Annotated in this window: 4 protein-coding genes and 1 pseudogene; 4 read left to right on the top strand and 1 reads right to left on the bottom strand. The window is 35.7% G+C overall.

Annotated elements, in window-relative coordinates; translation table 11 throughout:
• Nucleotides 1-1,721 precede the first annotated feature (1,721 nt).
• The 4 genes and pseudogenes from RUH95_RS21380 (at nt 1,722) to RUH95_RS21365 (ending at nt 5,458) form a co-directional block, all read left to right on the top strand.
• Nucleotides 1,722-2,303, top strand: coding sequence for a TetR/AcrR family transcriptional regulator (locus RUH95_RS21380; protein WP_313894924.1), 582 nt, complete (start codon nt 1,722-1,724; stop codon nt 2,301-2,303).
• Nucleotides 2,304-2,403: 100 nt separating this feature from the next.
• A complete protein-coding gene (locus tag RUH95_RS21375; protein ID WP_313894923.1) occupies nt 2,404-3,252 on the top strand; it encodes an alpha/beta fold hydrolase in 849 nt (282 codons plus the stop codon).
• 33 nt (nt 3,253-3,285) lie between these two features.
• A pseudogene (locus RUH95_RS21370) lies at nt 3,286-4,344 on the top strand (alkene reductase).
• A 112-nt stretch (nt 4,345-4,456) separates the two neighbouring features.
• On the top strand, nt 4,457-5,458 hold the full coding sequence (locus tag RUH95_RS21365) for an NADP-dependent oxidoreductase (RefSeq protein WP_313894922.1): 1,002 nt from the start codon (nt 4,457-4,459) through the stop codon (nt 5,456-5,458).
• 451 nt (nt 5,459-5,909) lie between these two features.
• On the opposite strand, the gene RUH95_RS21360 is transcribed toward RUH95_RS21365, so the two are convergent.
• Complete coding sequence (locus RUH95_RS21360) at nt 5,910-6,506, bottom strand: SDR family oxidoreductase (protein ID WP_313894925.1); 597 nt, start codon at nt 6,504-6,506, stop codon at nt 5,910-5,912.
• Between the last annotated feature and the right edge of the window lie 259 nt (nt 6,507-6,765).

Below are 6,765 nucleotides of genomic sequence, written 5' to 3'. Positions count from 1 at the left end.
AAAAATATTTTTCATAAGCGTAATCCCCTTTACATATTGACTATTATTTATATTCACCCTCATCTGCATTTAATCCTTCTTCAACTAACAAGGTGCTTTACTTCAAGAAGGAGTAAAGCTTTTTTTCTTATTGAAATAAAGCCCAGTTTACTTGAATAAGGAGTATATTAATTAAACTGGACAAACTAAACCTAAATAAAACGTATATTCCACTAATTTGATTTAGTGGGAAATACGCTTTTTTGTGTGTTTTGGATAGGGGTGCTCCTCATGTAACATTTTAACGCAAATTAAAATCTTTACTTGATACAGTCAAATCCAGTAAGGTTACGTAAACTTGAACTCTTTGCACGATACGAAACGAGTGGATTAACCATGATTATTAAATATCCTCTGTCTTCGAAAAATTGGACAATTGGCGTATGTTAAAGGCCAGTAGAAGATTCCAAAACAATGGGGGCCTCTCCAGAAGCCACTTCTATTTCTCAAATAAACTCTAAAAGAATTGTCAGGCCTTCGAGTGTGTGTGCTTGTGCTACTTTAAAGCTCTTTTTATAAGGTTGTTTTGAATTCTTGAACCTGACTTTCGCCTTTTGCCACACCAAGACCAATTACTGGATTCATCATTTTTTTCCTTCTTTGTCGTAAAATTAACCGGTACCCCCTATTCCTCCATGTAGTATTATAGCTTCGCTTGTTATACGAGATCAGAGTCCCAACTAGCCTCAATCATGTTTCTTCAAGTAGGGGGTGAACTGATTAGTTGACGGGAACATTAGCCCCACGGGTGCTTACGTTCTACCCCGGCTACCGCAATCATATATCGATATAAAAAATGGTCAACCAGAAATATCTGGCTGACCATATAATACGAACGGGTGCTTTACTTCAAGAAGGAGTATCATCTCGACTTCTAGAATACAAAGATATGGATAATTTCTATGTCAAGGTGAATTAATTCCCTCTAAATTCCATTTATTAAGTCAGTCTAAATCTCGGATAGTAGAGTAGTTATAAAAGTGTTTATTTATAAAGGAGGTAATGTATAGGGTAATAAAGATATTAGTCTTCTTTGGTAAAGAAAATTCATAAACAAGGTGGGTAAGAGATGGGCTTGTTAGGGAGAGTCGTTTTTTTGCAAAGATTACGAGTTGAGCTAGTGGAAAAAAGAAAACAAGTTTCCAGTGACCTTCAAATTAATGAAATTGACAAGCAAATACGGAAGATAAATCTAGAGATACAGAATATCAGCAAATTGGCGGAATAAAGTAATATTTCCTTCTTAACTCCCATGAAGAACGTAAAATTCTTTCATTTTCTGTGGTGAAGCAAGTTATTTTTCGAGCTACATGTATGACTAACAAGTGTTTTACTTCAAGAAGGAGTAAAACCTTGTTTCTTCTTAAATTAACGCAGCAGATTAGTTGAAGAAGTGTAGGTGGGGTTAATGTTGCAATGACACAAGAACGGAACAATAAAAGAGATTTAACTCAATGTTTGCGTTCATCGATAAACAATTTCTTATATAAGTAAAGTAGATGTTATTCTAAAGAATTAATCATTCTTTACTAATCGTTCTAGAAATGATATTATATAAAAATAAATTAGTTGTAGTACAATTTGAAATAATTAGAATGAACGTTCTTGTATTTAAATGGGATATTTTTATTAATATTCTATCTCCATTATATAAAATGTTCTTGTATGGGAGGAGAAGAATTATGGCTAGAAGTAAAGAGTTCGATGAAAAACAAACATTAAAAAAAGCAATGGAACTTTTTTGGAAACAAGGATATGAAAAAACGTCAATGCAAGATTTAGTAGATCATATGGGCATTCATCGAAGAAGCATCTATGATACTTTTGGAGACAAGCGTACGCTGTTTCTAAGTGCTTTAACGTATTATGAAGAGTTTATTACAAACAAATTAATGTCGAGGCTTGAACGTGATTTACCAACCAAACAAAAGATACAAGAAGTATTTATGTTTGTTATTAACTCAAAAGTAGATAGTGACTATCCCAAAGGGTGTCTGACTGTCAACACAGCCGTCGAATTATCGTTGTTAGACGAAGAAATTGCCCAAATAATCTCAGATATGTTCACCAGAACAGAAAATCTTTTCTACAATCTACTGATACAAGGACAGAATAAGGGTGATATCTCAAATGAACATAACCCTGAGTTACTCTCCCTTTATCTTAATAACACGCTGGTAGGTCTAAGGGTCTTAGTAAAAACCAATTACAACTCAAATAATATAGAAAACATTGTTGATCTGACACTTTCAGTGCTGGATTAGCTTTCTTTTCACCCATTCTAGAATGTTCATTCTAGAAAAGTTGTAGTACAACTAATTTATATGAAAATTTAAGAACTCAATGTTCGAAGGAGAAATTCAAATGACAATATGTACTATCCCATCTGAATCAGAATTTATTAAAGTTGAAGATACTAGTTATGCTTATAGAAGGTTTGGTAAAAAAACAGGAGTACCTGTCGTATTTCTAGTTCACTTTAGAGGAACGATGGAAAATTGGGATCCTAATATGGTTGGTCCAATAGCGATGGAACGTCCAGTAATCCTATTTGATAACAAAGGGGTTGGTGAGACGAATGGGCAAACACCTGCTACGATAGCTGAGATGGCACAAGATGCAGGGAAATTTATTAAAGCACTTGGTTTAAATCAAGTCGATATTCTCGGTTTTTCAATTGGTGGAATGGTTGCACAAGAATTGGCATTACAAGAAGGGAATTTAATTAGACGAATCATTATGGCAGGTACTGGACCAGAATCTGGAATTAATCCAGAGATGGAGGTGTTTGAAAGAATGAATCGACACGGTGGGAATGCAGAGAATGCTTTAGATGACTTCATGTTTTTCTTCTATCGTTCAACTGAAACAAGTAAATCTGCGGGAATGGCATCTTTGCAAAGAATTATCAATCAGAAAAAGGTTGAAAGTTCTGACCAAGTACAACAAGCCCAATTAAAGGCTTTGGCAACGTGGTCTCAACCTAAATCCAATAATGATTACAATTGGTTACAGAACATTAAACACCCTGTGCTTGTGACAAATGGTAATAACGATGTTATGGTTCCGACTAAAAATAGTTATATTTTAGCTGAGCAATTACCAAAAGCCCAACTCATTATATATCCTGATTCTGGTCACGGACACCTATTCCAATTTCCAGAGCTATTTGCTGAGAACGTCAATTCATTCTTGAATTCAACATCTCTATAATAAATTGAATACAATTAAAAAGGAGGAAATTATATGAGCAAGTTATTTGAATCAGTCAAAATTGGAAACATAGAACTAAAAAACCGTTTAGGTATGGCACCAATGACAAGAAGTAGAGCACTGCCAGATGGCACACTTAGTGATTTGGCAACAGAGTATTACGGACAGCGTGCATCGGTTGGTTTAATAATAAGTGAGGGTACTCAACCCTCAGAGGATGGGCAGGGATATACAAATACACCTGGTATTTATACAGAATCACACATGGAGGGGTGGAAAAAGGTAACATCAAAAGTGCATAACGAAGGAGGTCGAATCTTTGTTCAACTTATGCATGTAGGCCGTGTCTCTCATCCTGACAATAAGCCTCATCACCGTCAAGCTGTTGCGCCTTCTGCTATTGCACCTAATACAGAAATATTTACAGCACAAGGGATGAAGGAGATTCCTACACCTAGAGCGTTGAGTGAAGTAGAAATAAAAGGCGTTATAAATGAGTTTCGACTAGCAGCATGAGCAGCGGTAGAAGCTGGGGCAGATGGGGTTGAAATCCACGGAGCAAATGGTTACATTATTCAACAGTTCTTAAGTGAAAATGCTAATCAACGGCAGGATGCGTATGGTGGAACGATTGAAAATCGCTCGCGATTTGCCATTGAAGTAGCAAAAGCAGTTGTTGATGAGATTGGTCCAGAACGAACAGGCATACGCCTCTCTCCTCAAGGAACACTAAATGGAATAGAAGAGGGAGAATCAAGTAGTGAAATGTACCGCTATTTAATCAGCGAGTTAGACAAGCTCAACCTTGCATATCTACACATCATGCACTTCGGAAACGAATCATTATTACAAGATATCCGTCAACTTTGGTCACAAGCACTTCTTGTTAACCGAGCAGGACGTACTTTAGACCAACTTACGATAGACTTGGATAATGAACTTGCGGACGTTATAACTGTAGGGACTTGGATGATAGCCAACCCAGATTTTGTCGAACGATTGAAATTGGACGCCCCACTAAATACTCCTGATAGAAATACCATTTATGCAGGGGGAGCAGAAGGGTATACAGATTATCCTTTCTTAAAATAATAATAGGCAAGGTTTAACTGTTAGCAAGACTAGACTACAATGAATGAAATAAGCGAATGATAAAAACCATCAATGTAAGAGTTGGTGGTTTTTTTAGAAGGAGATAAAGAATATGAAAGCTGCTCAAATACAAAAATACTCGAAAAACATTGAAGCGCAGATTGTTGACATCCCTATACCAAGTATTAAAGATAATGAAGTACTGGTAAAAGTAAAAGTTGCTGCAATAAATCCTCTTGAAATATTAAATATTACAGGAAGTGTAAAATTAATACAAGACTATGGTATGCCTCTTGTATTAGGAAATGAACTAACAGGGATTGTCGAAAAAGTGGGTAATCATGTATATGGTTTTAAGGTTGGAGATCCTATTTATACAAGACTCCCTATTGAAAAAATTGGGGCATTTGCACAATATGTTGCAGTTGATGCTAAATCCATATGGCATTTGCCGAAAAACTTAGATTTCGTTACTGGAGCTGGAGCACCTTTAACTGGTTTGACAGCATATCAAGGCTTAATAGAAGAGTTAGATGTAAAAAAGGGACAAACAGTGTTTATTCCAGGAGGTTCAGGAAGTTTTGGCCAAATGGCTGTTCCTATAGCTAAAGCAATGGGATTAAATGTTATTGTTTCTGGTAGTCCTTCCGCTAAAGAGAGAACTTTGAATGCTGGTGCAGATCAATATATTGATTATACAAGGGAAAATTATTGGGAAATACTAGACGAAGTTGATTTTGTAATCGATACTCTAGGTGCTGATGAATTCGAACGAGAGTTGTCCATTATAAAACCAGGCGGTCGGTTACTAAGTCTTCGTACTTCACCAAATAAACAGTTTGCAATAGATAAAGGTCTTCCTAAATGGAAGCAAATAATCTTTGGATTAGTTGGCTCAAAGTTTGATAAGAAAGCAAAGAAAAAAGGTATACAATATCGCTTCATTTTCGTAAGAGCTGATGGAAAACAATTAGAAAAAATTACAAAAATCATTGAAGAAAACAATATTGTTCCAGCCATAGACCCTACCAATTTTACAATCGAGGACATTAATGAAGCACTGAATTTAGTCGATAGTGGACATACTAAAGGAAAAGTAGTTATCAAATTTTAACATGAATAGGAAGAGTGGAATTAGCAATTTCTCTCTCTTCGATCAAAAATACAATAGAATTAGCTACTAATAGTTTGTGAAGAATTACACTTAAACTAATGGGTGCGTAGTTTAAGGAGGAATCTAAACCAAGTTTCGTTTTTGATGAACTATGAAGCGATTTTCATTTTATTAGCCTGAGATTTAGCTCGGTGTAACTCATCATGGAGCCTGTTACTAAAATCAGAAATCCTTTTTTATCTTTATAGAGTTATCTATAATTCAGAAGACTTAAATTCAAAGAAGCCTAGTTGATAAAATTACGAAAAGAAACAGAGAAAGAGACAAAGTTCATTTGTCTCTTTCTCTGTTTCTCCCTTAACCCATTTTTAAAATCTGTTTAATTGCACTCACGCTTGCTGAGTCCTCAAACGTTTGGTTTCTTTTACTTCTTTTTTATTATCTATGTTGTTTAATGTGCTCCCAATCCGCCATCGATGACAAATTCCGCTCCTGTTGAATAGCTCGATTCTTCAGATGCCAAAAATAGAACTAAGTTAGAAACTTCTTCTGGCTCTCCGGCTCTACGTAATGGAAATACTTGCTCCAGCTCATCGTTAATTAGATGCTCCGTCATTGGAGTACGGATAAAGCCTGGGTGAACTGAGTTGACACGAATTCCGTAGTCACCGAGTTCGAGTGCCGCAGCTTTCGTCATTCCTCTTACAGCAAATTTTGAAGCGGTGTATGCAATCTTTTTGTATGTTCCAATAATCCCTGCAAGTGAGGAAATATTAACGATGGAACCACCACCTGCTTCTTTCATGGATGGAACAACATATTTCATTCCGAGGAAAACAGAAGTCTGGTTCACTTCAATTACTTTTCTATACGTATCCTCTGAATACTCGTCTAAACTCTGTTCAGGAACATCAATTCCAGCGTTATTTATTAATACATTAACAGGTCCGAATGCTTTTTCAGTTTCTTCAATTACACTCTGCCAATCCTCTGGAGTTGTTACATCCTGTTTCACAAATAGAGTGTATTCTCCGAGTTCACTTTCCAGTCTCTTCCCGTCTTCAACTAAACTGCTTCGTTACTTCAACAATAAAAAGATACCCTCAAAGGCAGTCTCTTGTTCTATTAAAGCACCCGTTAGTGATCTAAGAAACTTCAGCACTGTTTCTAATTCAGATATTAGCTTAAAAGGTAATCAACTTGAAGAAAGCCACAAAAATATGTTAAGTTTGTTTAAATTAAAGGTGATAATTATATTTCAATTTCTTAGTCCAAAAACTTGTTTGTTTGGAACTTAAAAATTATAG

Origin of the sequence: Psychrobacillus sp., assembly GCF_032154225.1 — a bacterium.
Classification (GTDB): domain Bacteria; phylum Bacillota; class Bacilli; order Bacillales_A; family Planococcaceae; genus Psychrobacillus.
Note: the sequence above shows the minus strand (reverse complement) of the source record. Positions and strands in the feature narration are given on the sequence as shown.